Source organism: Bradyrhizobium liaoningense (assembly GCF_018130825.1).
GTDB classification, from domain to species: Bacteria; Pseudomonadota; Alphaproteobacteria; order Rhizobiales; family Xanthobacteraceae; genus Bradyrhizobium; species Bradyrhizobium liaoningense_B.
Window position 1 is genome coordinate 544,103 of record NZ_JAFCJS010000006.1, and the last position, 24,182, is coordinate 568,284.

General features: G+C 65.0%; 24 protein-coding genes. 8 read left to right on the forward strand and 16 right to left on the reverse strand.

Annotation, left to right across the window (positions count from 1 at the left end):
- Positions 1 to 100 precede the first annotated feature (100 nt).
- From JQ603_RS27295 to JQ603_RS27350, 12 genes are all read right to left on the reverse strand, one after another.
- Positions 101 to 1,093 carry a tripartite tricarboxylate transporter substrate binding protein gene (locus JQ603_RS27295; protein WP_212343778.1) on the reverse strand — a complete coding sequence of 331 codons (993 nt, stop codon included), beginning with the start codon at positions 1,091 to 1,093 and terminating at the stop codon, positions 101 to 103.
- A 131-nt stretch (positions 1,094 to 1,224) separates the two neighbouring features.
- A complete protein-coding gene (locus JQ603_RS27300) occupies positions 1,225 to 1,977 on the reverse strand; it encodes an RsiV family protein (protein WP_212343890.1) in 753 nt (250 codons plus the stop codon).
- 52 nt (positions 1,978 to 2,029) lie between these two features.
- Positions 2,030 to 2,326 carry a nucleotidyltransferase family protein gene (locus JQ603_RS27305; protein WP_212343779.1) on the reverse strand — a complete coding sequence of 99 codons (297 nt, stop codon included), beginning with the start codon at positions 2,324 to 2,326 and terminating at the stop codon, positions 2,030 to 2,032.
- Positions 2,327 to 2,362: 36 nt separating this feature from the next.
- A complete protein-coding gene (scpA, locus tag JQ603_RS27310) occupies positions 2,363 to 4,519 on the reverse strand; it encodes a methylmalonyl-CoA mutase (RefSeq protein ID WP_212343780.1) in 2,157 nt (718 codons plus the stop codon).
- Between the two features lie 11 nt (positions 4,520 to 4,530).
- The gene (locus JQ603_RS27315; protein ID WP_212343781.1) at positions 4,531 to 4,866 is read right to left on the reverse strand and encodes a hypothetical protein; all 336 of its coding nucleotides are present in this window, start codon (positions 4,864 to 4,866) and stop codon (positions 4,531 to 4,533) included.
- Positions 4,859 to 5,323, reverse strand: coding sequence for a GFA family protein (locus tag JQ603_RS27320; protein ID WP_212343782.1), 465 nt, complete (start codon positions 5,321 to 5,323; stop codon positions 4,859 to 4,861). The genes JQ603_RS27315 and JQ603_RS27320 overlap by 8 nt, the downstream gene beginning before the upstream one ends.
- Positions 5,320 to 7,191, reverse strand: coding sequence for a methylmalonyl-CoA mutase subunit beta (locus tag JQ603_RS27325; protein ID WP_212343783.1), 1,872 nt, complete (start codon positions 7,189 to 7,191; stop codon positions 5,320 to 5,322). The genes JQ603_RS27320 and JQ603_RS27325 overlap by 4 nt, the downstream gene beginning before the upstream one ends.
- Before the next feature lie 81 nt (positions 7,192 to 7,272).
- Positions 7,273 to 7,764, reverse strand: a complete 492-nt coding sequence (folK, locus tag JQ603_RS27330; protein WP_212343792.1) for a 2-amino-4-hydroxy-6-hydroxymethyldihydropteridine diphosphokinase — start codon at positions 7,762 to 7,764, stop codon at positions 7,273 to 7,275.
- A 1-nt stretch (position 7,765) separates the two neighbouring features.
- On the reverse strand, positions 7,766 to 8,134 hold the full coding sequence (gene folB, locus JQ603_RS27335) for a dihydroneopterin aldolase (protein WP_080136778.1): 369 nt from the start codon (positions 8,132 to 8,134) through the stop codon (positions 7,766 to 7,768).
- Positions 8,131 to 8,991, reverse strand: a complete 861-nt coding sequence (gene folP, locus JQ603_RS27340) for a dihydropteroate synthase (protein WP_212343793.1) — start codon at positions 8,989 to 8,991, stop codon at positions 8,131 to 8,133. Before folP ends, folB begins: the two co-directional genes overlap by 4 nt.
- A gap of 237 nt (positions 8,992 to 9,228) precedes the next feature.
- A complete protein-coding gene (locus JQ603_RS27345; protein ID WP_212343794.1) occupies positions 9,229 to 9,636 on the reverse strand; it encodes a DUF4332 domain-containing protein in 408 nt (135 codons plus the stop codon).
- Between the two features lie 24 nt (positions 9,637 to 9,660).
- A complete protein-coding gene (locus JQ603_RS27350; RefSeq protein ID WP_212343795.1) occupies positions 9,661 to 10,026 on the reverse strand; it encodes a DUF2267 domain-containing protein in 366 nt (121 codons plus the stop codon).
- Positions 10,027 to 10,375: 349 nt separating this feature from the next.
- Between JQ603_RS27350 and JQ603_RS27355 the strand changes: the two genes are divergently transcribed.
- The 3 genes from JQ603_RS27355 to JQ603_RS27365 all read left to right on the forward strand — a co-directional run bounded on the left by JQ603_RS27355 (position 10,376) and on the right by JQ603_RS27365 (position 15,031).
- Positions 10,376 to 11,998 carry a helicase HerA-like domain-containing protein gene (locus JQ603_RS27355; RefSeq protein ID WP_212343796.1) on the forward strand — a complete coding sequence of 541 codons (1,623 nt, stop codon included), beginning with the start codon at positions 10,376 to 10,378 and terminating at the stop codon, positions 11,996 to 11,998.
- A 263-nt stretch (positions 11,999 to 12,261) separates the two neighbouring features.
- Entirely contained in the window at positions 12,262 to 13,590 is a 1,329-nt protein-coding gene (locus tag JQ603_RS27360; protein WP_212343798.1) for a glycosyltransferase family 87 protein, read from the forward strand.
- A gap of 46 nt (positions 13,591 to 13,636) precedes the next feature.
- Positions 13,637 to 15,031: a M20/M25/M40 family metallo-hydrolase gene (locus JQ603_RS27365; protein ID WP_212343800.1), complete on the forward strand. Its 1,395-nt coding sequence runs from the start codon at positions 13,637 to 13,639 to the stop codon at positions 15,029 to 15,031.
- 327 nt (positions 15,032 to 15,358) lie between these two features.
- Here JQ603_RS27365 and JQ603_RS27370 read toward each other — a convergent pair whose 3' ends face one another.
- The gene (locus JQ603_RS27370; RefSeq protein WP_212343802.1) at positions 15,359 to 16,138 is read right to left on the reverse strand and encodes a class II aldolase/adducin family protein; all 780 of its coding nucleotides are present in this window, start codon (positions 16,136 to 16,138) and stop codon (positions 15,359 to 15,361) included.
- Between the two features lie 193 nt (positions 16,139 to 16,331).
- Positions 16,332 to 17,981, reverse strand: coding sequence for a glycosyltransferase family 39 protein (locus JQ603_RS27375; protein WP_212343804.1), 1,650 nt, complete (start codon positions 17,979 to 17,981; stop codon positions 16,332 to 16,334).
- Between the two features lie 312 nt (positions 17,982 to 18,293).
- Between JQ603_RS27375 and JQ603_RS27380 the strand changes: the two genes are divergently transcribed.
- Both JQ603_RS27380 and JQ603_RS27385 read left to right on the forward strand, forming a co-directional pair.
- Positions 18,294 to 19,151 carry a DUF308 domain-containing protein gene (locus tag JQ603_RS27380; RefSeq protein WP_212343806.1) on the forward strand — a complete coding sequence of 286 codons (858 nt, stop codon included), beginning with the start codon at positions 18,294 to 18,296 and terminating at the stop codon, positions 19,149 to 19,151.
- Between the two features lie 156 nt (positions 19,152 to 19,307).
- A complete protein-coding gene (locus JQ603_RS27385) occupies positions 19,308 to 19,724 on the forward strand; it encodes a MucR family transcriptional regulator (protein WP_212343808.1) in 417 nt (138 codons plus the stop codon).
- 130 nt (positions 19,725 to 19,854) lie between these two features.
- Here the strand turns inward: JQ603_RS27385 and JQ603_RS27390 are convergent, their stop codons facing one another.
- Both JQ603_RS27390 and JQ603_RS27395 read right to left on the reverse strand, forming a co-directional pair.
- Positions 19,855 to 20,283, reverse strand: coding sequence for a SufE family protein (locus tag JQ603_RS27390; RefSeq protein WP_212343810.1), 429 nt, complete (start codon positions 20,281 to 20,283; stop codon positions 19,855 to 19,857).
- A 68-nt stretch (positions 20,284 to 20,351) separates the two neighbouring features.
- On the reverse strand, positions 20,352 to 20,810 hold the full coding sequence (locus JQ603_RS27395) for a DUF5330 domain-containing protein (protein ID WP_212343811.1): 459 nt from the start codon (positions 20,808 to 20,810) through the stop codon (positions 20,352 to 20,354).
- Positions 20,811 to 21,222: 412 nt separating this feature from the next.
- Between JQ603_RS27395 and JQ603_RS27400 the strand changes: the two genes are divergently transcribed.
- The 3 genes from JQ603_RS27400 to JQ603_RS27410 are packed head-to-tail and all read left to right on the forward strand — an operon-like array spanning position 21,223 to position 24,179.
- The gene (locus JQ603_RS27400; RefSeq protein ID WP_212343812.1) at positions 21,223 to 23,088 is read left to right on the forward strand and encodes a PAS domain-containing sensor histidine kinase; all 1,866 of its coding nucleotides are present in this window, start codon (positions 21,223 to 21,225) and stop codon (positions 23,086 to 23,088) included.
- A complete protein-coding gene (locus JQ603_RS27405; protein WP_212343813.1) occupies positions 23,081 to 23,776 on the forward strand; it encodes a peptidoglycan-binding domain-containing protein in 696 nt (231 codons plus the stop codon). Before JQ603_RS27400 ends, JQ603_RS27405 begins: the two co-directional genes overlap by 8 nt.
- 58 nt (positions 23,777 to 23,834) lie before the next feature.
- Positions 23,835 to 24,179 (forward strand): DUF1491 family protein, encoded by a 345-nt coding sequence (locus JQ603_RS27410; protein WP_212343814.1) that lies wholly within the window; start codon positions 23,835 to 23,837, stop codon positions 24,177 to 24,179.
- The last annotated feature ends 3 nt before the right edge of the window (positions 24,180 to 24,182 follow it).

Here is a 24,182-nt window from a genome sequence, read left to right on the forward strand (position 1 = left end):
TTCTCCCTCTCCCCGTTCTTACGGGGAGAGGGTTGGGGTGAGGGGACTTTCCGCGCTGATGGTGAGAGTTGAACTCGCGGAGATCCCCCTCACCCGAACATCAAGCCTTGCTCAAACCCGCGGCCTTCATCGCTTCGCCCATCTGGGCGTCGCCCTTGTCCATGAAGCTGGCAAACTGGCCGGCATCGCCCCACACGGTGCCGAAGCCGCGGTTGCTCATGAAGTCCTTGAACTCGGCGGAGTCGTAGACCTTCTTCAGCGCCGCGGTGAGCTTGGTTGCGATCTCCGGCGGCAGGTTCTTGGGCGCGCCGATGCCGCGCCAGGCGCCGGTCGCGTAGTCGATGCCCATCGCCTCCTTCAGCGTCGGCACGTCCTTGAAGATCGGGTTGCGCGCCGGCGCCATGATGGCGAGGCTCCTGGCCTTGCCGGCCTCGATGATGGCGCGCGCCTCCGGCACCGAGCAGGTGGTGAGGTCGAGGCCGCCGGCGGCGAGATCCTGCATCGCCGGGGCCGCGCCGTTCGAGGGCACCCAGGCGACCTGGTTGGCGGGCAGGCCCATCGCCTGCATCCAGCCGACCAGCGCCAGGTGCCAGATGCCGCCCTGGCCGGTGCCGGAGGCCTTGAACTTGCCGGGAGGGGCCGCCTTGATCGCCTCGGCGAGCTCCTTCACCGTCTTGTACGGCGAGGAGGAGGAGACCTGGATGCCAGGCGGATCCTCGTTCATCAGCGCCAGCGGGGTGTAGCTCTTCGGCGTCAGCTCGGTGAGGCCCTGCCAGTGCATCATCGAGATCTCGACCGTCAGCATGCCGATGGTGTAGCCGTCGGGCTGCGCGGTCGCGATCGCGCTGTGGCCGACCACGCCGGAGCCACCGGTGCGGTTGACGACGTTGAAGGGCTGGCCGAGGTCTTTTTCCAGCAGAGCTGCGACAATGCGCGCGGTGGCGTCCGTGCCGCCGCCCGCGCCCCAGGGCACGATCACGGTGACCGGCCGGGCCGGATAGGCCTGCGCCAGTGCCGGCTTGAAGCCGAATGCGGCGGATGCTGCAACCGCAGCGGTCGAAGCCGCAAAGGTGCGGCGCGAAATCTTGGACATGAATGCCTCCCAGCGGCGCCCGTAACACCGGGCGCTCTTGTCAATGGCGGCATTCTAGTCGGCTTTGCAGCGCGGCTGCAAGGTAGCGCTACCACCGCGCTGTGAGCAACGCGGTGCTGCTCAAAACATGATCACTGCGGCTCGTCCGCATCGCCCTTCGGGCGTGCGCCGCCGAAGACGCGCGCGCCTTCCGCGGTGAGGTAGGGCTTCAGCGTCTCCCACGGCACGAATGCGACATATTCGCCCTCGGCGTAGGGGCCGACCGCGTAAGGCGGATAGTGGAAGGTGAGCCCGGAGCTCTTGCCCGCCTCGGTCGACGGGGCGAGCGTCACCGCGCCGATCCTAAGCAGGCTCGGCTCCACGCCCTTGAACCATTCGTCGGTCGCGGTCTCGCTGGTGTCGCGCTTCTTCTTCTCGATTTTCAGCGACGCGATCACGGCTTTCATCATCGCCTTCATCGTCGGGCCGTTGTCGGCGGTCTCGGTGAAGAACGGGCGGATCGAGATGCGCTTGTTGGCCGTCCTGTCCCACAGGATCGTATTCACGTCCGAGTTGGGATGGGCGCCGTGGGTGTCCATGTAGTCGTTGCGCAGGACGCTGACATAGCGGTCGGCGACGACCGAACGGATCGCATATTTGCGCTCGAAATCCCAGCCGCCGCCCTTGAAGAGCTGCGGATCCTCTTTGCGCGAGGCGGCCGCCTCGGCTGCGTTCTTGTCGAGCCACTTCCTGGCCTCGGTCAGGCAATCCGCCGCCAGCGCCGCATCGGCCTTGATCCTGTCGTCGAGGAAGACGCGCGCTTCGATGCTCTTGGTCTTGATGACGGCGTCGGGTTTCGGGTCGGCTGCGAAAGCCGTTGTTGCGCACGTTGCGATAAGCGCCATCGCAACGCTCAGGCTGATGATGAATTTCAAGGGAAGTGTTCCTGCGTGGGCGTCAGAATATTTCGAAAATGTCGCCCGCAATGCGCTCCACAAAGCGAGGTGAAATGGAGTGCCGGACGGTCGCCTGCGTCTGCAAGCCAGTCGCATCCTCGATGATCTGCTCGACATCGATCAAATTGAGCAGCGAGAAGGATGTCTCCGGTTCGACCTCGACAAGGACGTCGATGTCATCGTCCGGGCGGTAATCCTCATTGGCGCGTAAACCCAATACGGCAAGCTTCGACACGCCCTTGCCCTTGATGGCATCTGCGTTCTTGCGTATCGCAGCGACGATCTCGTCACGTGTCATGATACAATCTGGCCGGTTACGCGGCCAGTCTAGCATTTACTCCGCCGCCTCGCTATGCCCGAGCCGCGCGTTCAGCTTCCGGATCAGCTCCTCGGCCGCATCCGCGATCACGGTGCCGGGTGGGAAGATGGCCTCGGCGCCGGCCGCGTAGAGCGCGTCGTAATCCTGCGGCGGCACCACGCCGCCGACGATGATCATGATGTCGTCGCGGCCCTGCTTCTTCAGCGCGGCCTTCAGCTCCGGTACGGCGGTGAGGTGGGCGGCGGCCAGCGAGGAGACGCCGAGGATGTGCACGTCGTTCTCGACCGCCTGCCGCGCGGCCTCATCGGCGGTCGCGAACAGCGGTCCGATGTCGACGTCGAAGCCGATATCGGCAAACGCCGATGCGATCACCTTCTGGCCGCGGTCGTGGCCGTCCTGGCCGATCTTGGCGACCAGGATGCGCGGGCGGCGGCCCTCGGCCTCCTCGAACGCGTCGATCAGCGCCTGAACCTTCTCGACCTGATTGCCCATGCTGGACGCCTCCCGCTTGTAGACGCCGGTGATGGATTTTATTTCGGCGCGGTGGCGGCCGAACACTTTCTCCATTGCGTCAGAGATTTCGCCGACGGTTGCCTTCGCGCGTGCCGCGTCGATGGCGAGCGCGAGCAGATTGCCGTTGCCTTCGCCGGCCGACCGCGTCAGCGCGGCGAGCGCGGCATCGACGTCCTTCTGGTTGCGCTCGGACTTCAGCCGCGTCAGCTTGTCGATCTGGAGCCGGCGAACGTTGGTGTTGTCGACCTTGAGGATCTCGATCGGGACCTCGTCGGTCGGCTTGTACTTGTTGACGCCAATCACCGCCTGCTTGCCGGCATCGATGCGGGCCTGGGTCTTGGCCGAGGCCTCCTCGATGCGCAGCTTGGGCACACCGGCCTCGATGGCCTTCGCCATGCCGCCGAGCTCCTCGACCTCCTGGATGTGGCCCCACGCCTTGGCCGCGAGATCGCGCGTGAGACGCTCGACGTAATACGAGCCGCCCCAGGGATCGATGATACGGGTGGTGCCGCTCTCCTGCTGCAGGAACAGCTGCGTGTTGCGGGCGATGCGCGCCGAGAAATCGGTCGGCAGCGCCAGCGCCTCGTCGAGCGCATTGGTGTGCAGCGACTGGGTGTGGCCTTGGGTGGCCGCCATCGCCTCCACCGTCGTGCGCATCACGTTGTTGAAGACGTCCTGTGCGGTCAGCGACCAGCCGGAGGTCTGGCTATGCGTGCGCAGCGAGAGCGAGCGAGGATCTTTCGGATTGAACGGTTTGAGCAGCTTCGCCCAAAGCAGGCGCGCGGCGCGCAGCTTGGCGACTTCCATGAAGAAGTTCATGCCGATCGCCCAGAAGAACGACAGCCGCGGTGCGAAGCGGTCGACGTCGAGGCCCGCGGCGAGACCGGCACGCAGATATTCGACGCCGTCGGCGAGCGTATAGGCGAGCTCGAGGTCCTGCGTCGCGCCGGCCTCCTGCATGTGATAGCCGGAGATCGAGATCGAATTGTATTTCGGCATCTTCTGCGAGGTGTAGGCGAAGATGTCCGAGATGATCCGCATCGAGGGCGCGGGCGGATAGATGTAGGTGTTGCGCACCATGAACTCTTTCAGAATGTCATTCTGAATGGTGCCCGAGAGCTTTTCCGGTGGCACGCCCTGTTCCTCGGCGGCGGCGACGTACAGCGCGAGGATCGGCAGCACAGCGCCGTTCATGGTCATGGACACGCTCATCTGGTCGAGCGGAATGCCCGCGAACAGCGTGCGCATGTCGTAGATGGAATCGATGGCGACGCCGGCCATACCGACATCGCCGCCGACGCGCGGATGGTCAGAGTCGTAGCCGCGATGGGTGGCGAGGTCGAAGGCGACCGAGAGGCCCTTCTGCCCGGCAGCCAGGTTGCGGCGGTAGAACGCGTTGGAATCCTCCGCCGTCGAGAAGCCGGCATATTGCCTGACGGTCCAGGGCTGGTTGACGTACATGGTCGGGTAGGGGCCGCGCAGATAGGGCGCGATGCCGGGATAGGTCTCGAGAAAGTCGAGCCCGGCGAGATCCGCCTCGCCATAGGCTGATTTCACCAGAATGCCCTCGGGCGTCAGCCACGGCTCGGCGCTGCCGGTTGGTGCGGCGGTGGTGCCACGCTCGAATGCGATTTCAGCGAAATTGGGAATGCGGCTCATTCCTTGAGTCCCTAAACCTGTCTTTGCTTGTCCGACGGCGAACCAGCTGTCTTCAATTTTACAATCCGGGCTTCACACTCTGCAAGGCGTTGAAGTACTTGAGGCTCTCCTGCGGGCCGGCCGGCAAATGTCGGTGCAATAAGAGCTCCAACTAGATCCGAGAGGGTAAACTCAAAGCCGAATATCGACCATGGCTTTGCATCGTCCTTGCTCTCTGAGTAAGCCGGCACGCGATGGTAGGCTACCACGGCAAGCAACCGATCGCGTTCGGCCTCGAGAGTGGCAAGCTCTTCCTGCGCATCCACGATCGCACGTGCTCCTCGCGCCTCATCATTTCGCTCAATCATGATCCGGATGCTGACGGCTGACGATGGTCGCCATCTTCTCCGGGCCGTAATTCTGTTGTGTGGTCTGGCTCGGCAGGTTGGCGATGCCCACCACCCAGCCGAGCCGGGATTCGGTGCCATATTGCCGTGTCGGCACCACGTGGTCCGGCCGGTCGAAGGCGCCGGTCATGATCTCGATGCGCGGGCCATCGATGCGGCGGAAGCTCAGGGGCGTGCCGCAGGCGGCGCAGAAATCGCGCATTGCGATCGACGAGGATTGGAACGCCGATGGCGTACCCTTGGTCCAGGCAAAGTCGGTCTTCTCGATATCGGCGAAGGAGGCGAACGGCGCGCCGCTGGCCTTCTGGCACATCCGGCAGTGGCAGATCGAAATCTTGTTCGGCGTCGCCGTCAGCGCAAAGCGCACCGCGCCGCATTGGCAGCCACCGGTGAGAACGGGTTTGCTGGTCTCGGTCATGCCATTTCCATCCGTCGATAGGCGTCTTGCAGCGTGGCAAGCGCATCGCCCCCGGCGAAGACAAAACCCGTGACGCCGGCGGCCCGTAGCGCCGCCTCGGCCTCAGCCGGGCGGGCTGCCAGATAGATATGTCGCCCGCCGGCCGATTGCAGGGCCTTCGCCGCAGCTTCGGCGTGTTCCGCATAGACCTTGTCGCTGGAACAAAGGCAGGCAAGCGCGGCGCCGGATGCCTTGAAGGCGGCGGCCAGCTTGGCCGGATCGGCAAAACCCTCGCTGTCGACGGCCTGGATGCCGCCGGCCTCGAAGAAGCTCTTCGCAAAGGTCGCGCGCGCGGTGAAATCGGCGGGCGTGCCGAGATTGGCCAAAAACACCTTTGGCCGCGCCCCGTGCGCCTTCAGCGTTGCATCGGACTTGTCGCGTAGCGCCTCGAACGGCTCTGCCAGCCGGATCGGCGGCAGCGCCTCGAACTTGTATTTCTGCTCGCCGTACGGCGCGAGCGTAACAGACGTTGCCTTCAGCACCGCCGTCTCGCTCTCCTGCAGGTTCGGAAACTCGCTGGCGCCGGTCAGAATGTCGCGGCGCTTGGCGATGTTGGCATCGCGCGCCTTGCGCGCGGCTGCGACCTTGCCCTGGAACAGGCCCTGCTGGAGCGCGGCAAAGGCGCCGCCGGCTTTTTCGCTCTCCTGGAACAGCGCCCAGGCCGCTTCGCACAGCTGCGCCGTCAGCGTCTCGATGCCGCCGGCGCCGGCCGCGGGATCGCTGACCTTGGCGAGATTGCTCTCCTCCAGCAGCAGGAGCTGCGTGTTGCGCGCCACGCGCCGCGCAAACGGATCGGGCAGGCCGAGTGCCAGCGTGTGCGGCAGCACGGTGATGGCATTGGCGCCGGCGAGTCCCGCCGCGAACGTCGCCATGGTCGCGCGCAGCATGTTCACGTAAGGGTCGCGCTGCGTCAGCATGCGCCACGCCGTATCGGCGGCAATGAACAGCGGCTTTGGCGCGAGCCCGCAAGCCGTCTCGATGCGCGCCCACAACAGGCGCAGCGCGCGGAATTTGGCCATGGTCAGGAACTGGTCGGCATCAGCAGAGAGCCGCGCATAGACCATGCCCTGCGCGGCTTCCAGCGGAACGCCTGCGCCTTCGATCGCGCGCAGATACGCGACGCCGCAGGCGAGCACGAAAGCGAGCTCCTGCACCTCGGAGCCACCGGCATCGTGGACCACGCGTCCGTCGGCGGAGGCAAACGGTCCCTTGAAGCCGAGCGCGGCGAGACCCTTGATGGCACCGGTGACGGCGGGAACGATCTCCTCCCACGTATAAGGGCTGTGGCCCCACACCGCGCCGGCCGCGAGCGGATCGAGCCCGAAGCGGATGTTGCAGGCGGCGGGATCGAGACCGTTGCTCTTCACATATTCCGCGACATGGATCGCGGCCATCCGCGATTGCGGACCGATCTCGAGCTCGATACCGATCCCGGCGTCGAGATGAATGTCCTTCAAGACCTTTGCGACCGCATCGGCCGTAGGTTCCAGGCCGAAACCGCGAGCGCCGTTGGCGCCGGCGAACACCAACGCGAGCCCCGTCGCGCCGTTCTCCAGATCCTGCAAGGCCTGCGCATTCGCGAGCGCGGCGTCGGGATGGTCGATCCGCTGCACGATCTGCCACGGCGCCGCCGCCGGCCGGCCCGCCACGGGCGCAACGCCACTGGCGCGCGGATAGAGCGGATCGATCTTGATTCCGTCATAGGTCCTGCCGACCAGCTTCTCGAACGGCGCGCCCCTCAGCACGCCGTCGACCAGCTTGCGCCAGTCTTCGACGGTGGCCTTGGGAAAATCCGCCGCCAGCGGCAGGTCGTCAGTCACGGAGGTCATGCGGCGAGGGGCTCCCGAAAATCTTGTTATTCGCAGGCGAAATTGCCACGGCGGACCGTCCCTGCAAACGGTTGTTTTTGGTTAACCGGTATCCGGAAGCCGCTCAATGCCTTGCGTCGAGACGCTGGCAAGCCCGTCACGCACACGAATGCCCGAGATCACGCGGTCCGGCGCGATTTCGGCCAGCGGCACCAGCACGAAGGCGCGCTCGAACAGGCGCGGATGCGGCAGCGTGAGGTCGGGCTTCTGCAAGCTGACATCGTCATAGGCGATCATGTCGAGATCGAGCGTGCGCGGGCCCCAGGGCCGCTCCTTGGCTCGCGTGCGGCCGAATTTCTGCTCGACCTTCTGCATCACGAACAGCAGCGCATGCGGATCGAGGCTGGTCTCGATCTCGACGCAGGCATTGATGAAGGGGGCCTGGTCCTCGTCGCCCCAGGGCGGCGTCGCATAGTCCGAGGAGCGCGCGATCAGTGCGGCCTGCGCCATGCCGCAGATGTGCGAGATCGCCTTTTTGAACGTCGCGCGGACATCGCCGACATTGCCACCCAGCGCGATCAGCACGTTTCCCATATCAGGGATGCCGCGAGCGCGTCAGCATGATGCCGACATCGTCGAAGATCGCCGCGATCGGCGCGTGCGGCTTGTGCACGGTGATCTTCACCGCACGGATGCGCGGGAAGTGCGACAGGATGGCGTCGGCGACCGCGCCGGCCGCGCCTTCCAGCAGCTTGTAATTGGTGTTCTTGAACGCCGCCGTCGTGGTCGCCACGACTTCGGCGTAGGACACCGTGTCGGCGAGCCGGTCGGTGCGCGAAGGCTCCGACAGGTCGGTGTAGAGTTCGAGGTCGATGACGAAGCGCTGGCCGACTTCGGTTTCATGATCCATCACACCATGGCGCGCATGGATCGACAGGCCGGTCACGAAGATCGTATCGGTCATTGCTTGCTCTCGATTGCGTGTGCCACCCGCAGGGCCTGCAAGGTCTCGGCGACGTCGTGGGTCCGGATGATTTTGGCGCCGCGCTGCGCGGCGATCAGATGCGCGGCGATCGAGCCGGCGAGTCGCTCCGATGGCTCCGACGGCGACACCGAGGCGATGAAGCGTTTTCGCGAGGCACCAACCAGGATCGGCAGGCCGAACCTGTCGAGCTCGCGCAGCCGGGCCAGTGCGATCATGCTCTGCTCGGCCGTCTTGCCAAAGCCGATGCCAGGATCGAGCACGATTTTTTCGCGCGCGATGCCGGCTTTTGCGGCGATATCCAGCGAGCGCAGGAAGAATGCTTTCATGTCCGCGACGATGTCGATGGCGGGATCGACGCTGTCGCGGTTGTGCATGACGATGACGGGGACGCCCTTTGCTGCGATCAGCGGCGCCATGTCGGCGTCGCGTTGCAGGCCCCAGACGTCGTTGGCGATCACCGCGCCCTGGTCGAGCGCGAATTGCACCACCTCGGCCTTCATGCTGTCGATCGACACGGGAACGCCGAGCGCGACGACGCCTGACAGCACCGGCTTCAGCCGGGCAAGCTCGTCCGCGGCCGTGACGGCCTTGGCGCCGGTGTAGGGCCGGGTGGATTCGGCGCCGATATCGATGATGTCGACGCCAGCCTCCATCATCGCCCGCGCCCGCTTCAGCGCCTGTTCCGGCGTGATGAATTTTCCGCCGTCGGAGAAGGAATCCGGGGTGACGTTGAGCACGCCCATCACCGCCGGGATCGGCCGGCCCACGAGCGTCCGCAACGCATCAGGCCCGGCCGAGCCGGCCGGCGCGACGGATGGGGAGGGCGAGGCATTCATGCGCGTGGGATTGCGCTGTCGGGGAGGGGGAGTCAAGCCGGGATTGGGGGCGTCGATGGCTACGGCACTCTCTCACCGTCACCCTGAGGTGGCCGCTTCTTCAGCGGCCCTCGAAGGGCGACGGCCCGGCTGTTGCGGCGTGGCGGCAGCGTGGCCGCTCATCCTTCGAGGCTCCCCGCGCGACGCTGCGCGCCGCACGTCTCGCACCTCAGGATGACGGGGATGGAGCGTAGCTGATCAATACGTGATCTTCGGCGGCAGCTTCTTGGCCTTGGCGATGATGTCGCCGACCGACTTCTCCGACGGCAGGATGCGGACGAGCTTCTTCTTCTCGTTGGCCTCGCGCATGCTCTGGGCGAGCCTCGCCGGATTTCGATAGGAGAGCTCGCGCACGGTGGTGACGCCGGCGGCGCGGACCAGGCCGACCTTGGCCCGGCCCATGCCGGGGATGCGCATGTAGTCGGAGACGTTGGCCCATTCCAGCAGCAGTTGCTCGCTGATGCCGGTCTTGGCGGACAGCGCCTTGCGGCCCTTCACGGTCGAGGCGGCCTCGAGCAGCGCCTCGGTTGTGCGGATACCCTGCGCCTTCAGCTTGTTGGCGGCAAAGGCGGGCAGGCCCTCAATCTCGGAGATCGGATATGTCATGATGCTCGATATGAAAAGCGTCGCTCAGGCGAATTGGCTGAGGCCCGGCGTCCCCGCGATGATCTTGCCCATCTGATCCGCTCCGATTTTGTCTCGGCCGTAGCGGAAAAGTTCACGGGCAATGGTCTGAATCTCGGACATGCCAAGACCCAGCCCCATCAGGCGCGTGCCGACGGCCATCAGGCCGCCGCCCATCAGCCGCGACAGTCCGCCGCCGCTCTTGGACGCCTCGATCGCCGCTTCCGCGCCGGGAATCTGATTGATGAGGGCTTCGACGTTCTCGGAAGGGCCCTCGCTGCGGAGAAAGCCCAGGATAATGCCGACGGTTTTTTCGGCGACAGCACTATCTATGCTGGCGTTCGCCGCCAGCCGTCCGATCAGCTCGTCCATATGGCCTGCCCCTCAGCCGGTTCACATGCCGGAGTATTGTTTTCGAAAATGATCTTGAGCCGGTGCGATGTGAAATACAAGCGATGAACGCGACGAACGATCCGATTCACTCCCGAACGCGCGAAAAGTGTTGCAGCGATGCACGAGCGGAGATGGAATCTGCAAGAAATTACCGCGGTGCGAACGCCTCGTTCCAACTTTCGGCTGATGTCGCCCGCTTGTTTCCGACAATGTCGCATGTTTGGGGCGCGTTGAACGGTTTTAATCGGCGCGCGACATGCGTTAAACTGCGGAACTGGCGCCTTTGGGTTTCAATACGCGAAACACGGCATAGAGATCAGAGAGAATAATGACGGCACAGGACAGCAAGCTCGGCGACACTGACGACAAGATCTTCGTCGGCAAGGGAGACGAGCAGGCATGGCTGACGCTGGCGCTGGCCAATCGCCATGGCCTCGTCACCGGCGCAACCGGAACCGGCAAGACGGTGTCGCTGCAAGTCATGGCGGAAGGATTTGCGCGCGCCGGTGTCCCGGTCTTCGCCTCCGACATCAAGGGCGATCTCTCCGGCATCTCCGAGGTCGGGGTGCCTAAGGACTTCATCGTCAAGCGCGCTTCCGAGATGGGGCTGAAATTCCAGCCCGACCAGTTCTCGACGGTGTTCTGGGACGTGTTCGGCGAGCAGGGCCATCCGGTGCGGGCGACCGTCACCGAGATGGGGCCGCTGCTGCTCGCGCGCATGCTCGACCTCAACGATGTGCAGGAAGGCGTGCTCAACGTCGCCTTCCGCGTCGCCGACGACAACGGGCTCACCCTCATCGACATGAAGGATCTGCGCGCGCTGCTCGACGCCATCGTGCCCGATAGCGGGAAGAAGGGGACGGATGCCGAGGAAAGCCCGCTTGGCGATATCAAGAAGGAGGCGCAGGGCTTCGGCAACGTCACCAAGGCCACGGTCGGCACCATCCAGCGCCAGCTCCTGGTGCTGGAGAATCAGGGCGGCAGCAAGTTCTTCGGCGAGCCGGCGCTGGCGCTGAAGGATTTCATGAAGACCGATCGCGACGGCCGCGGCATGGTCAACATCCTGGTCGCCGACAAGCTGCTGCAGAGCCCGCGGCTTTATGCGACATTCCTGTTGTGGATGCTGTCCGAGCTGTTCGAGGAGCTGCCCGAGGCCGGCGATCTGCCGAAGCCAAAGCTGGTGTTCTTCTTCGACGAGGCGCATCTGTTGTTCAACGACGCGCCCAAGGCGCTGATGGACAAGATCGAGCAGGTGGTACGTCTGATCCGCTCGAAGGGGGTGGGCGTCTACTTCGTGACGCAGAACCCGATCGACGTGCCGGACCGCGTGCTCGGCCAGCTCGGCAACCGCGTGCAGCATGCGTTGCGCGCCTTCACCCCGCGTGACCAGAAGGCGGTTGCGGCCGCGGCCCAGACCTTCCGTCCCAACCCGAAGCTCGACACCGCCAAGGTGATCACGGAGCTCGGCAAGGGCGAGGCGCTGGTGTCCTTCCTCGAGGGCAACGGCACGCCGACGATGGTCGAGCGGGTGATGATCCGGCCACCCTCGGCCCGGATCGGGCCGATCACGCCGGAAGAGCGCAAGGCGATCATGGATGCGAGCCCGGTGAAGGGCAAATATGACACCGCCGTCGACGCCGAATCCGCCTACGAGATGCTTCAGAAGCGCATCGCCGGCACTGCGGCCACGGCCGACGGTCCGGCCGGCGAAAGCGGAGGCGGCATCCTCGGCCAGATCGGCTCGATCGTCGGCACCATTTTCGGCACCAACGTCAAGCGCGGCCGCCTTTCGACCGGCCAGGTCATTGCGCGCGACGTGACGCGATCGGTCACCAACCAGGTGATTGGCGGGCTGGCCGCCAATGTCGGCAAGTCGATCGGCGGCCAGCTCGGCGGCTCGATCGGCCGTACCCTGGTCCGGGGCGCGCTCGGCGGGTTGCTTCGGAGATAGGCAGAAAGCCCGATTGGGGGCAATCTGTGTTCGGTCGGCTTGACTTGCATGGTTCGAGACGCCCGCTGCACGGGCTCCTCACCATGAGGGTCTGAGATTCTTGCCGCGAAACGAGACCTCATCCTGAGGAGCCCGCCGCAGGCGGGCATCTCGAAGGATGGCCGCGGGGAAACGACCCATCACCACCACCACAATTTCAAGTGAGGGGCTCTCCAAGCCCGCGCCGGTCTGCTACGTGCTGTTTGTTGCCGACTGGACATAATGTGACCTCGACCGACCCATTCCCCAAGCCTGATGCGCCGAGACGCCTGTCTCTGCGCGCGCCGCTGGACGTGCTCTTCCTGATCTGCTGCGTCATCCTGACGGCCGACGTTCTCGTTCCGGAGATCTTCGGCCACGGCAAGACCAAGGACTACCGGCTGTGGTACTGGGCCGGGCAGCAGGTTCTGAACGGCGGGTCGCTCTATCCCGCCGACATCCGCTCGTATTTTGAATTCATCTATCCGCCGCTGCCTGCGATCCTGCTGGCGATCCCGAGCTGGTTCGGCAAGATCCCGCTCTACATCGTGCTGTCGATCCTGAATGCGCTGGCATGGTGGTACACGGGGACATTGTCCAATGCGATGACCGGTTCGGGCCGCACGGCTGGCCCTTGGCTCGAGGCTCTGCCGGCTTTCGTCACAGTGACCTTCGTGTTCGACATGTTCGATCTCGGTCAGCCGAATCTTCTGCTGCTGGCGATGATGCTCTACGGCTTCTGGAGCCTGCAGCATCAGCGGTCGTGGCTCGCAGGCTTCATGTTCGCGCTCGCCACCGCCATCAAGATGTTTCCGATCGCGGTGCTGCCCTATCTGATGTGGCGCAGGAAGTGGGCCGCCGTCGCCGCGACGGTCGCCTTCACCGGCATCCTTCTCTATGTCGTGCCGGCCCCGATCCGCGGTTTCGAGCGCAACGCGGCCGAACTTGCAACCTGGTATCAAGGCATGGTCGGGTCGAGCTCCGAAAAAGGCTTTGGCCAGCGCGATGAGCAGAACTGGTCGTGGGTCAATCAGTCGCTCATCGCCGTGACGCACCGCCTGGTCCGGCCGATCAACTACAATCAGGAAGACCCCAACAAGCTGCCGCGCACGATGAATGTCATCGACGTCGATTACAGGACAGCGAACTGGATCGTGCTGGCGGTATCGGTGCTGCTCGGGCTCGGCTTCATCGCGGTGATGCCATCGCAAGCGCGACGGACGCTGCGCTCGGATGCCGAGGAGCTAGGCATCCTGTTCTGCCTGATGACCGTGGCCTCGCCGCTGGCGCGGCAATACTACTTCATGTGGCTGTTCTTCCCGATGACGGTGCTGATGCATCGCGCCGCCTTCGACGAGCGACCGAATGTGCGGTTGGGAACCTGGCTTGCGCTCGGCGCTGCGGGCATCCTCATGCTGCTGTCGCTGCCGTGGTTTCCGAACGTCCTGCAGGCCTGGGGCAACAACCTGCTCGCGACCGCCATTCTGGCCGGTGCGCTCGCATGGCACATCCGCCATCCACCGGTTGCGACTGGCTCCGGGCCTGCGACGGCGGTAAAAGCCAAGACATCCTAACAAGACGTCCTAACACGTCTTGAGATCAACAATCGGGAATCCGACCATGGCCAATGCGCAGCTTCAATCCGTGCTCGACCACATCGACAAGGATTTTGACAACAGCCTGGAGCGTCTGTTCTCGCTGTTGCGGATCAAGTCGATCTCCGCCGATCCGGCCTTTGCCGCCGATTGCAAGGCGGCGGCAGAGCATCTCGCCAAGGACATCGCCAGCCTCGGTGTTACGACCGAAGTGAGGCCGACCGCCGGCCATCCCGCGATCGTCGGCAAAACCGCAATGGGCGGACGGCCGCATGTGATCTTCTACGGCCATTACGACGTGCAGCCGGTCGATCCGCTCGATCTCTGGCATCGCCCGCCGTTCGAGCCCGTCGTCACCGACCACGCCGACGGCCGCAAGATCATCGTCGCGCGCGGTGCCGAGGACGACAAGGGCCAGGTGATGACCTTCGTCGAGGCCTGCCGCGCCTGGAAGAAGGTGACGGGATCGCTGCCGATCGATGTCACCTTCCTGATCGAAGGCGAGGAGGAGGTCGGCTCGAAGAATTTCGTGCCGTTCATCGAGGCCAACAAGGACGAGTTCAAGGCGGATTACGTGCTGGTCTGCGACACCGGCATGTGGGACCGCAACACGCCCGCGATCACGACCTCGCTGCGCGGCCTGCTCTATGAGGAGCTGAAGATCACCGCCGCCAATCGCGATCTGCATTCCGGCGTGTTCGGCGGCAGCGCGATGAATCCGATCCGGGTGCTCACCAGGATTCTCGGCGGCCTGTTCGACGACGACAACCGCATCACCATTCCCGGCTTCTATGACGGGGTGAAGGATCTGCCGCCCGATATCCTGGAGCAGTGGAAGAAGCTCAGTCTGACGCCGGAGATGTTCCTGAAGCCGATCGGCCTGTCGATCCCTGCCGGCGAGAAGGGCCGGCTGCTGATCGAGCAGGCCTCCTCGCGTCCGACCTGCGACGTCAACGGCATCTGGGGCGGCTATATCGGCGAAGGCTCCAAGACGGTGATCCCCTCGCATGCCTCGGCCAAGGTCTCGTTCCGCCTGGTCGAAGGGCAGGACCCCGCAAAGATCCGCAAGGCGTTCCGCGACTACGTGACGGCGCGCCTACCCGGCGACTGCAAGGTCGAGTTCGGCGACCACTCCGCCGCGCCCGCGGTCGCGCTCGACTGGAACATGAAGCCGCTCGCCGCCGCCAGCAAGGCGCTGGCGGAGGAATGGGGCAAGGAGACCGTTCTGATGGGCTCGGGCGCCTCGATCCCGATCGTCGCCGACTTCAAGCGCACGCTGGGGCTGGACTCGCTCCTCGTCGGCTTCGGCCTCGACGACGACAACATCCACTCGCCGAACGAGAAGTACGACCTCCGCAGCTTCCAGAAAGGCATCCGCTCCTGGGCCCGCATCCTCGCCGCGCTGGCGGAGGTGAAATAGGCACGGCTGCCGTGGGGTGGGCAAAGGCGCAAAGCCCACCATTCGTCTCGATCGCGAGGAAAGACGTGGGCACGCTTCGCTTTGCCCACGAGACCTTCATCCTCGGTGCCGTAGGGTGGATTAGCCTAAGGCGTAATCCACCAGCTTTTGCGTCCGCATCGAGAGAAGAGGTGGATTACGCCAGCGGACTGCGCTTCGCGCAGCCGCGGGCTAATCCACCCTACGAAGCTTCGCCCAAATAAAAACGCCGCCCGGAATTGGGCGGCGTTTCATTCCAAAAGGCGTAGAGGTTCGTTGAGCGCTACCCTACACCAAATCCGGAAAATCTCAAGTGCGGTAGCCGGGATTGACGCGGTCGAGCTTGCGCAGCAGCGGCGGCCACACGAGGTTGTTGGCGCGCAGCTCGGCGCGGTCGCGGTTGGCGAGCAGCTCGGTGTTCTTCTCGATCGCGATCTCCTCGACCGGGTACACCGGTGTGCCCAGCGCCCGTGTGCGCACCTGCATCGAGCAGGCGCGCTCGAGGTGGTACATGCGCTCGAAGGCGGAGGCGACCGAGCGGCCGACGGTCAGCGTGCCGTGGTTGCGCAGGAGCATGTGGTTGTGGTCGCCGAGGTCCTTCTGCAGACGCGGCCGCTCGTCGTGATCGAGCGCGATGCCTTCATAGTCGTGATAGGCGAGGTCGTGGGTGACGAGCTGGGCGGTCTGGTTCAGCGGCAGCAGGCCTTCGGCGCTGCTCGACACCGCGGTGCCGTCGAGCGTGTGGAGATGCAGCACGCAGATCGCGTCCTCGCGCACCTCGTGGATCGCCGAATGGATGGTGAAGCCGGCCGGGTTGATGCTGTACTCGCTCTCGGAGAGCTGGTGGCCGTGCAGGTCGACCTTGACGAGGCTCGAGGCCGTGATCTCCTCGAACATCAGCCCGTAGGGGTTGATGAGGAAGTGATGGTCGGGACCGGGCACGCGTGCGGAGATGTGGGTGTCGACCAGATCGTCCCAGCCGTACAGCGCGATGAGGCGATAGCAGGCGGCGAGGTTGACGCGTTGCTGCCACTCGGCCTCCGTCATGTTGGAGGGCACTTCCCTCAGGCGGGCTTCTGCTGGCGACATGGCAATTCTCTCCGAACCTCGTTGTTGCGGGTCGAGAGCCTAGTCCTGCAAATGGCTGGCAGCAAGGCGCGTCAAGCGCGGCAGTTCAGCGTAGCCCGCATGGAGTGCGCGCTGGAGGTTCCGGATTCCAGAACCACTGATCTCGAGCCGACGCGACGTTACGTCTCCGCGACCGTCCGATCGGACAATGATCTTACGGCGCGGGGATCGAGAGCAGGCTGGAAATGCTGCGGCCGCGGATGTCGTAGACGCGGGCGAACACCACGTCGTCGCGCTTGATCTCGACGAGGACGGGCGCGGTGAGGCCCTTGCAGTAGAACTCACCGAGCGTCATGGCGAAATCGGCGGCATTGGAATCCCAGCCGATGGTGAAGTCGGGCCCGAGCGCAACCTGCGCCGGGCGCTGAGGACCGCACACCGCGACCTTCCATTTGCGGTTTGCAGGCGGCACTTCCTGGCGCTCGACCAGCTGCTCGCGCAGCTCGTCCGAGGCCTGCTTCAGCGCGAGGCCCCAATAGTCCAGCATGAAGCGGTCGTCGGCGCCGCGCACGGTGCCGGCGATGTGGTTGAAGTGGGTGTACTGGTAGGGGTGCAGCCGGATCATCTCGGCGAGCGAGAGCGCGAGGCCGAAGCAGAAGGTGGCGAGCACCACCGGCTGCCAGGTGCGGTGGTTGGCGCGCAGGCGCTCCATGCTCCAGGCGAAGGCGACGCCGCCCAGCACCGCCATCGGCGGGATCACGAAGACGAAATGGCGGATGCCGTTGTAGAGCGCGGGACGCTTCACCATGGCGATCACGAGCGGCAGGGTCGCAGCCAGCGTGAGCATCAGCAGGATGGTCTTGCGGCGGGCCGGAACGTCGGCGCGCGGCAGCAGCGCGAAGGTGCTGACCACGGCGCCGCCCATCAGCACCAGCATCACCTCGGGCAGCTGCAGCGCGAACAGCGTCGGCAGATAGGACCAGGGCATGTCGGGCACCGACACGATCGCGCCGTCGAACATCTCCTTCCACGGCTTCTCGAAGAAGTGGGAGAAGTAGGTCAGCGCCTCGAAGGGATTGCCGGGTTCCATGATCGACCACGGCCAGATCAGGCCCATCACGAGATAGCCGACCACGAGGCCGGGCAGCAGCACATAGATGACATGGGCGAAGCGGCGGACCGACTCGCGCAGACCCTCGGTGCGCAGTTCCTCCAGGAACAGCGGGACGAAGCCGAGGACGGCGTAGACCAGTGCGAGCCCGCCGAGAACGCGGCAGCCGAGCGCGAGGCCGGCCCCTAAGCCAACGATCAGGATCGTGCGGGGCGAGGGCTGCGGATATTCCTCGGCGAGCCGGACCAGGCCCAGCATCAGGATGATCATGGCCACCGCGAAGGGCGCATCCTTCGGATTCATGAACATGTGGCCGTAGAAGATCGGGCACAGCGCGAGCAGCAGGAGCGCGGCAAGTCCCGCAAGGGGGCCGCCGATGCGGCGGCCGAGCCGCCAGGTCACCGCAAGTCCGATCACGCCGACGATGGCTCCGACCAGGCGGCGCGTCTCGAACAGCTCGAGCGGGAGCACCTTGTGCAAGAGGGCCGCGACCATGTCGAAGCCGCCGCCATACATGTAGAGATTGGCGAAGGAGAGCGCCGCGGTGTCCTTGAAGCCGGAACCGTACATGCGCAGCAACAGGTCGGCATATTCAGCGTGGGTGTAATCGTCCCAGCCGAGCCCGTAGTCGCGGAACGTCAAGCCTGCAATCACGGCGACCGCAGCCAGCACCAGCATGGCGAGATCGTCGCAAGTCCGTTCAACCGAGCGCCGTAGAGGCGTGTCGATCGCCGAAGTCGTGATGGATGTCATGGCTATTGGTGACCCGGAATCCCCTCTTGGCCCTGCTGGTGCGCGTGGGCCACTTCCCCGGTCTCCCTATAGCGCAGTTCCATTACCAAGTAATTGGGCATTATGGCTAAATTCCTGATGCGACGCAGCAAATCCTTGCAACCGGGAGCAGACCAGCAGTAGCGAGCCGTAGCTGAAGGGAATGTGAATAAGTCCCTGATTTCCTTCTCTTTAGGAACGCTGACCACAATTCGCCGTTGGCGTGGAACGCCGTATGACGGTATCGTGGCGTGACGGGTGTCGCGCGTGGATGCGCGGCCGGGGGTGAGTTCGATGACCTTGGCAATGTTGATCGTGGGGATTGTCGCCGTTGTGGCGGGCCTCCTTGCGATCCTGTTTGGCTTTACCGTCAGGGAATTCAGCCTCGGCAGCACTCTCATAATCTCCGGCACGATCGGAGTCTGCTCCGGGATGTTACTGGCGGGCCTGCATCTGGTGCTGCTGGAGCTGAAGGGGATCGCCCGCCGGCTCGCGGATGCACCATCCGAGGTGCGGGTCAGGCCCGTGCTGCCGGGCCTGGCGGTGCAGGGCGCGCCTTCGTCCGAGCCGATCTCTGCTCCGGCCATGCGGGCCGAGCCGACGCCTCCGCCATCGCCGGCGGTGGTGCCGCCATGGCTAGGCGAAGCACCGGCGCGGGAGCGTCCGCGCGCCGAGTCGCCGCCGGAGCCGGTCGCCGCGACGCCTCCGGAACCGCCGCGCCGTCGCAACCTGATGTTCGCCTCGACCTCGCGCAAGGAGCGCGAACGCGCGGAGGCCAAGGCCGCCGAGGGCGCGCCGCCGTCTGAGGAGCCCGTAGCGCCTGCCGCGCCGGAGACCCCGCCCGCGAGCTTCGACGATGCCTGGCCGAAGCCGGATCGCATGCGCCCGCCGGAACCGCCGGCTGTCGCACGCCGTCCGTCCCCGCCACCGCGCTCGCCCTCGACTTTCACCGAGGCTCCCCCGCCGCCGCTTGCAGCCGAGCCGGAGCCGGCGGCCGAGCAGCCGCCTGTGACGGTGCTCAAGTCCGGCATCGTCGACGGTATGGCCTATTCGCTCTATTCCGACGGCTCGATCGAAGCGCAGATGCCGGAGGGCATGATGCGCTTTGCCTCGATCGACGAGTTGCGCGCGCATCTCGATCAACGGTCCTGAGACCTCGCGCACGCAAGTAAAACGCGACCGCTCTTGTCTCGTCGTCAGTCGTCAGCTCATATTCGCCAGTTGTCGTATTTTCGCCGAACGTATTGTTGACACGGAATACTTTGGCGCCGTCAATCCCAAGCGGCGCAACAGGGAAGGGGCAAGCCCATGTCGGATGCCGGGGCTAAGAATTTCATCGAGCTGACGGCGACTATCGTGTCGGCCTATCTCGGCAACAATCCGACGCCGGCCGCAGAGATTCCGAACCTGATCAGCCAAGTGCATGGCGCCCTGGTGCGGGTCTCGACGGGCCGCACCGAGGCGGCGCCGCTCGAGCCGGCAAAGCCTGCTGTGTCGCTGAAGAAGTCGATCGCGCCCGACTATCTCGTCTGTCTGGAGGACGGCAAGCGCTTCAAGTCGCTGAAGCGCCACCTGCGCACCCAGTACAACATGACGCCGGAGCAGTATCGCGAGAAATGGGGCCTGCCCGCCGACTATCCCATGGTCGCGCCGAACTACGCGGTGGCGCGCTCGCAGCTGGCCAAGCAGATGGGCCTCGGGCAGCAGCAGCGGAAGCGGAAGTAGTTCGGGGGCGTGATAGGCCGCCGCTCGATAGGTCTCGTAGGGTGGGCAAAGGCGCGAAGCGCCGTGCCCACGAGCTTGCTTTAATTGCACTCAGATGGTGGGCACGCTTCGCTATGCCCACCCTACGGCATCACGTAGCTTCCGCCAGCGCCTCTTTCGCATCCGTCTTGATGCGTTCGACCATCGAGCGCAGGCCGTTGGAGCGCTGCGGGGTCAGATGATCGCGGAAGCCGAACTCGTTGAACACGGCGATCGCGTCGGTCGCGAGGATCTCCTGCGGCGTGCGGCCGGAATAGAGCGCGAGCACGATCGCGACCAGCCCGCGCACGATATGGGCGTCGCTGTCGCCGCGATATTTCAGGATCGGCGCGCCACCATCGCGGTCGATCAGCTTCTGCAGCCAGACCTGGCTGACGCAGCCCTGCACCTTGTTCTCGGCGGAGTGCTCGCCCTCCGGCATCGGTTCCAGGGTGCGGCCGAGCTCGATGACGTACCGGTAGCGGTCGTCCCACTCGTCCAGAATCTCGAAATTGTCCCTGATTTCGTCAATCGTCGTCATATCGGCCCACAGTTCCCGTTAGGGCCAATATAGGGACGCGAAGCCGTGAAATCGATAGGGTTTGGGCCCTAATTCGCTGCCTGGGGGCCGCGCCATTCCAGCGCGAGGTCGTCCTGGGTCAGGGTGTCGCGCGGCGCCTCGCTCGCGGCCGCGTCGCCGTCGCCGGCCATCGCGATCGAGCCGGTATGGTCGGGTGCCTTCTTATGGTCGTTCTTGGTGCCGTCGTTCTTGGTGCCGTCGTTCTTGTCGTTGGTGATCTGCTCTTTCTTGTCGTTGATGATCTGATAGATCTTCTTCGCGCCGTCCTGGGCGCGCTGGCCGATGATGGTCGCGGCCTGGCCGCCGACCTCGCAGGCCGCCGGCTGTCGCTTGCAGAACTGGGTCATGTCGGAGACGGCCGCGGTCGCAGCCTGCACCGCATCGGCGGCGCCGATCTGCGGCAGCTTCTCCGATTCGGGTGTCTTGTCCCGTGGCAGCAGCACCAGCACCAGCCCGAGCCAGAATGTGATGCGGAGCAGAAAGCGCATCTTGTCGACCTGTACGTTAGATCCCGCCGCGGCGATGTCCGCAGAGCGCGTCGGACCTAGCAACCCTCGATAAATCGCAAGTGATTGCCTTGAGCTTAATTCGCGGAAAATTGACGCAAAAATCTTCGCACGCCCCGGTCTCGTAAATTTTTCATTGATGCCGCCGCCCGTGGCCTTCCGGGGGCGGCGCATCCACCAATTCGAAACCATGCTGGGGACGCTGAAACCCTGTGTTCACCATCCTCACCGAAGACGTCGTCAAATCGTCTAAAAAGCTCCGCGACGACACGGTGTCCGGCCGCGCGCGGTGTCGCCTTAGCACTCGTTTAAGGTCGCTCTGACACGGTGGCTCAACGACAAGGAGGCGTTCCGGCGCGTCTTCTCAAGACGATTGAGCCGAAGCGCGAGACCCGTGACAGTTTTGAGTATCATCCGCGATTGTCTCGATGCGCTGCTGCATCCCTCCGCGCGTTACGATGCGCTGACGCGAGCGCGCCATCGTGCCTTCATGGCGCCGCGGCTGCTGGGCAGCCTGGCAGCGTTCGCCGCATTCCCCGTCTATCTCGCCATGCGTGGCGCGCCGAGCGCGGTCGAGGTCGCGGCCTTTGCCTGGCTGATCGCGCCGATCATGCTGTCCTGGTTCCTGTCGCGGACCGGCCGTTACGAGGGCGCGCATGTGCTGTCATCGCTGGCGCTCTCCGGCCTCATCATGGCGGTCGCGATCACGACGGGCGGTATCGAATCATTTGCCGCGGTCTGGCTGGTGGTGGTTCCCCTTGAAGCTGCGCTGTCGGCCTCGCGCCGCGTCGCGGCCTTCGCCTCGCTGCTCGCGCTGTCCTGCGCCGGCATGCTGATCCTCGTCAGCCAGCTCGGCTGGCTGCCGGTGGAGGAGCCGAGCGCTGCGCAGCGCGGCGTGCTGATGGCCTTCGGCGTCGCCTCGGCCACTCTTTATGCAGCGGGCCTTGCCTTCGGCGCGGAATCGCTCGCGCGCACCAGCGTTGCGCTGCTGTCGCGCGAGGAGGAGCGCTACCGCCTGCTCGCGCGCAACATGAGCGACGTCATCTCGCGGCATCAGCGCAACGGCGCGGTGCAGTTCATCTCGCCGGCCGCCGAGGCCATGCTCGGCCTATCAGTCGCGCAACTGCACGGCCACGGCCTGTTCGACCGCGTCCATGTCGCCGATCGTCCGGCCTATCTCACCGCGCTGTCGGACGCCGCGCGCGGCGAGGTGCGCAGCGTCGAGTTCCGGTTGCGGCGCGAGCCTGCAGGTTCCGAGCGCAGCCAGGTCGATTTCATCTGGGTCGAGATGCGCTGCCGGCCGCTCGACCAGGATCAGGGCCGCGATCCCGCCCGCGAGGCCGAAGTCGTCGCCGTGATGCGCGACGTCACCGATCGCAAGCATTCCGAGCAGGCGCTCGATCAGGCCCGCAGCGCGGCGGAAGCCGCCGATGCCGCCAAGACGCGCTTCCTCGCCACCATGAGCCATGAATTGCGCACGCCGCTCAATGCCATCATCGGCTTCTCCGAGATGATCGCGCAGGAGCAGGCCCTGATGCTGGGCGCGGCCCAGCGCAAGGAATACGCCCAGCTCATCAACGATTCCGGCCAGCATCTGCTCTCGGTCGTCAACGGCATCCTCGACATGTCCAAGATGGAATCGGGCAATTTCGAGATCGCATCGGAACCGTTCGCGCCGCGCGCTTCGCTATTGCATTGCTGCAATCTGCTGGCGCTGAAGGCGCGGGAGAACGGCATCGACCTCGTCACCGACGCGCCGCAGGACCTGCCGGTCATGACCGGCGATCCCAGGGCCTTCAAGCAGATCGTGCTCAACCTCGTCGCCAACGCCATCAAGTTCACCGAGCGCGGCGGTCAGGTCTCCGTGTCCGCTGCTGTGACCGGATCGCAGCTCACGCTGCGCATCAGCGACACCGGCGTCGGCATCGCGCCGGACGATCTCAAGCGCATCGGCGCGCCGTTCTTCCAGGCCGGCAAGACCTATCAGCGCCGTCACGAAGGTACCGGACTTGGATTGTCCATCGTCAAGAGTCTCGTGGCATTGCATCTCGGCGAATTGACGGTACAAAGCCGGTTGGGTGAGGGCACTGCCGTCACCGTCAAGCTGCCGCTCGTCTATACGCCGCCGCAAGCCAAACCGGTCGAGAGCAAGGTCACGACCTTGACGCCGGTGCCGCGCCAGGAACTTCACGAAGTGCTTCGCGAAGAACTTCACGAAGAACTCAACGATCAACCCGCTCCGGTGAAGAAAAGTGCCTAAGAAGTCTGCCAAGGATGAAGCTGCTCCGCGCCGCCGTGGTGCCAAGGCTGCGGTCATCGATGTCGAGACCGAGCGCAACCTCGTGATGCGCGTGTTGCTGCACAGCCCCAAGGACACGATGGCCGGCCTCGTTGCCGTCGCCGCGATCGGTGCGATCGTCGCCAATGCGCTGTTCCTGCAGACCGGCCGGCATCCGGCACCGATGTTCGGCACCGTGATCAATCTTCCCGCGCCGTCCTCGGTGCCGCTGTCGAATCCCATGCCGCGTCCGCGCCCGGTCGGCGCCGATACCTCGCCACTCGAGCCGAGAGCGACCGAGTTTCGCGTCGAGCCGAAACCTGCCGAGCGCGCCGCTGAGAAGCCGGTCGAGGCGACCGCATCGACGCCGCGCGCGGGCAACGATCCCATGACCAATTTGGTCAAGGCGACGACGTCGACGCCGCCGTCCGCGATCCGTCCGCCAGCGCCGATCCCGCAGCAGAGCCCGGCCGCGCGGCGCATCGCCGGCGTGCAGCGCGCGTTGTCCGAATACGGCTATGGCAACCTGAAGATCACGGGCACGATGGGCGGCGAAACCCAGTCCGCGATCCAGAAATTCGAGCGCGAGCACAAGATGCCCGTCACCGGCCAGGTCTCCGATCGCCTGCTGCGCGAGCTCGCCGCCGCGATCGGTCATCCCGTCGAATGATCGTCACGCCTCAGCGCAAGGCTGGTGCTGATCGCGGCACTGGCCTATCGTCCTTTCCATGCGTTTGAAATCCAACATATGGGTCGCGGCCTATTTGCGCCGCTGTCAGACCGAGGGCGTGTTCGGCGCGGTGCGCCGTCGCGGCGCCGAGGAGGCGGGTGCGGTGTTCGTGAAAGTGTCGCTGCTCGACGGCCATGCGATGCTCTACGTGCCGGCGCCGCAGACCGTCTATGACGACGGCCGGCCGGTCGATCGTTTCTTCGTGCCGGTGGCACCGCAGCCGTTGCCGGAGCACACGATCGAGGAACGGCTGACCAAGGAGCTCCGCTTCGATCCGGATGCATGGATCGTCGAGACCGAGGATCGCGCCGGGCGGCATTTTCTCGAACTGGCGAAGACCTGACGA